Below are 3,204 nucleotides of genomic sequence, written 5' to 3' on the forward strand. Positions count from 1 at the left end.
GTTTAGCAGACGGGATCTCTGTCCCACTGGCAGTTACGTTTTACCCCGGCTACAGTTATAATAAGCCCATATAAAAAATGGTCAACTAGAAATATTTTCATTTCTGGTTAACCTTATAATACGAAAGAGGCAGTTTAGTGTAAGTGTAATTGTTCACAAACTTAGATTGTTTTAGTAAGTGTTTATTGAGTAAGTTTAGATTAAGAAGAGAATTTCTATTTTTATGAAATTCGTCGAATGAGTTCTCTCCAAATATTAAATTATAGAATTTTTTGTTTAGGATGTAGTTTGGCAAATAAGCAACTACCATAATTGTTGTTTATGAGAATAAATATGTATGCTGTATAAGGATTAATCATAAAAAAGGCATTTGAGTTGAAATAATAAGCAACCTTTATTGTATTAAGTCGTATAGTTACTTATACATTAAAAAAAGGGGGAAGCAGTTTGAACACAAATACCCAAATGTCCCGAGATGCTGATTTATATAAAAAGAAAAATATAACAATTAGAACAGTATTAAATATATACGGAATATTTGCTGTTGTCGGATTAATTTTATCAATCTATACCATACCAGTTTCTATAAATAATAATATGCAATTTTTCTATAATGAGGAATTATTGATGGATCAAAAAAAGATAAAAGAGTTTCTAATATTTATTTTCAGTTCTGCAGTAGTTTACTTTTTCATACAAATGTTAATCACAAAATACTTTGATAAATAGCGATAGTGACTAAACACATTATAGTTACACGAGCATTTCCAATGTTAAAAAACCTGGTAAGTCGTACAATAATAGACTTTAAAAAGGGTAGGTTTTATTTTAAATTTGTATATTTAGGATACTTCTCAAAGTATTCTTTGTTCTGTTAGCTAAATATAGACAGTTTAGTTCTGAGACTTATTTTCAAAAACGTTATCATATTTCATTTAATACTATTCATTATTAAATTTATTTATAGGGGAGATGCTATATGATACAACTTCAAGGTTTAACCCAACAATTTTCAAATGGAAGGGGAATATTTGATGTAACCTTCGAGGTAGGAAAAGGAGAAGTGTTCGGATTTCTAGGACCGAATGGTGCAGGAAAAACCACAACGATTCGTCATTTGATGGGTTACATGAAGCCGCAAAAAGGAACTGCTTTAATCCAAGGGTTTAACACTTGGGAACAACAAGAGAAAGCAAGAGAAAAAATAGGTTATTTACCAGGAGAAATTTCTTTTATGGATGGAATGAATGGAATAGAATTTATTGATTTAATGGCAGGTATGCAAGGACTTAAGGATAAGAAAAGGCGTAATGAACTAATTGAACGCCTTCAGTTTGATCCTAAAACTCCGATTCGTAAAATGTCAAAAGGGATGAAACAGAAGATAGGCATTGTTGTTACATTCATGCACAATCCTGAAGTATATATATTAGACGAACCTACGTCAGGATTAGATCCATTAATGCAGAGGGTTTTTATCGACCTTGTATTGGAGGAAAAAGCAAAAGGAAAAACATTTCTAATTTCTTCCCACAGTTTTTCAGAAATAGAAAGGACTTGTGATAGAGCTGCCATTATAAAGGATGGAAGGATTGTGACAGTTAAAAATATCCATGATCTACAATTCATGCAAAGAAAAATTTATGATATTACTCTTGCAAATAAACATGATGTGGAAAAAATCCAAACATCTAACTTAATCATTGAAAACACAAATGACAACGTGGTTCGCATTATAATCCAAGGTGATTACAATGAGCTAATAGAAGAATTGTCTAAATATAACGTTAAAAATATAAGTAGTGTTAATCAAAGCTTAGAAGATGTTTTTATGAACTACTATGATACGAAGGAGCCTGTAGAATGAATATTTCTTTATTCAATCATATGGTAAAACTTAATATGAAAAACTTTCTAAGTTTTGGGTTCGGTTCGGCACTGTATGTAGTTTTAATGACATCTTTATATCCCATGTTTGCAGATAATACCGAGGCAATAAATGATTTAATAAATATAATTCCTGAAACTATGAAGAAAGCACTTGGACTTGATTCGCTAATTAGTTATGGTGGATTTATTTCTGCTGAATATTTCGGTCTGTTTTTCCCAATTATCTTAAGTGTTTTTTGTGTAATTACCGCAACTCAACTGTTGTCACATCTTGTTGATAAAGGGTCTATGGCTTATTTACTCTCTACCAAAGTTACTCGTAGTCAAATAGCGTTAACTCAAGCATTAGTATTGATTGGTGGATTACTACTCATTGTATTATTAACATTCTTAGGTGGTATCGTTGCTGCTGAAACATTAATTGATAAACAATACTCGCTTGAATTTAATTCATTTTTCCAGATAAACTTTGTTGGATTTTTATTATTTTATGTGGTTGGCGGATATTCTTTTTTGATTTCATCTTTATGTAACGACGAGAAAAAATCGCTTGGTATAGCTGGTGCTTTAACCTTTATTTTTTATGGGTTAGATATGGCAGGGAAAGTTAGCTTGAATTTTGAATGGTTGAGGAACCTATCACCATTTTCATTATACAATCCTAGTGAAATAGCAAGCGGTAATGCTGAGATATTCATTCCTTCGATTATTCTATTCGGAATTGGAATTTTTACTTATTCAGCAGCTGTTGTAGTGTTTAAACGTCGTAACTTACCACTTTAAATACATCGATATCTAAGTTTAAAAAGTAAACCTGACTTAATTATTAAGTAGGTTTACTTACTAGTTTAGAAACATCAGTTTTCTTAATCTTAAATGAAATGTATTGAAAAACCCGTTTTGAAGAAGAACATACAAAGTCACTTACTGCCAGTACATACTATAGCTTTACTTAAATTGACCCTCAATCCACTATCTAAATAATGAATTTTTAGAATTCGTCAAACATTTAGTTGGGAAACTTGTAATATCGCTATGGGAGTTGTTAGTATGGATCGAACAATTAAAAAATATTCTAGAGAAGGAATAACAATTGAATATTCATTGGTCGGTAAAGGAGAACCAATTTTAATATTCCACGGTGGACACTCAAATTGTAATGAAGAATTTGGATATAAATCACTACCAAATAATGGTTACTCCATAATAACACCTTCAAGAGCGGGATATGGAAGTACATCTAAAGAAGTAGGGGAAAGTTTAACAAAGGCCTGTGAACATTATGGGGATTTACTGAAACATCTACAAATAAAT

Annotated in this window: 3 protein-coding genes and 1 pseudogene; all 4 read left to right on the forward strand. The window is 31.0% G+C overall.

The annotated features are described in order from the left end of the window. Nucleotides 1-447 precede the first annotated feature (447 nt). The gene (locus M3600_RS28080) at nt 448-729 is read left to right on the forward strand and encodes a hypothetical protein (protein ID WP_251648517.1); all 282 of its coding nucleotides are present in this window, start codon (nt 448-450) and stop codon (nt 727-729) included. A gap of 250 nt (nt 730-979) precedes the next feature. Further along, a complete protein-coding gene (locus tag M3600_RS28085; RefSeq protein ID WP_251648519.1) occupies nt 980-1,867 on the forward strand; it encodes an ABC transporter ATP-binding protein in 888 nt (295 codons plus the stop codon). Continuing rightward, nucleotides 1,864-2,673 (forward strand): ABC transporter permease subunit, encoded by an 810-nt coding sequence (locus M3600_RS28090; protein WP_251648521.1) that lies wholly within the window; start codon nt 1,864-1,866, stop codon nt 2,671-2,673. The genes M3600_RS28085 and M3600_RS28090 overlap by 4 nt, the downstream gene beginning before the upstream one ends. 267 nt (nt 2,674-2,940) lie before the next feature. Further along, nucleotides 2,941-3,204 (forward strand): annotated as a pseudogene (locus M3600_RS28095) (alpha/beta hydrolase); the annotation flags it as partial.

The sequence above is a fragment of the Niallia sp. MER 6 genome (genome assembly GCF_023714395.1).
Taxonomy (GTDB): Bacteria; Bacillota; Bacilli; order Bacillales; family Cytobacillaceae; genus Niallia.

Excerpts from the sequence above, each read along its gene's own strand:
- M3600_RS28085 (WP_251648519.1), top strand. The coding sequence starts at position 980 with ATGATACAACTTCAAGGTTTAACCCAACAATTTTCAAATGGAAGGGGA.
- M3600_RS28090 (WP_251648521.1), top strand. The coding sequence starts at position 1,864 with ATGAATATTTCTTTATTCAATCATATGGTAAAACTTAATATGAAAAAC.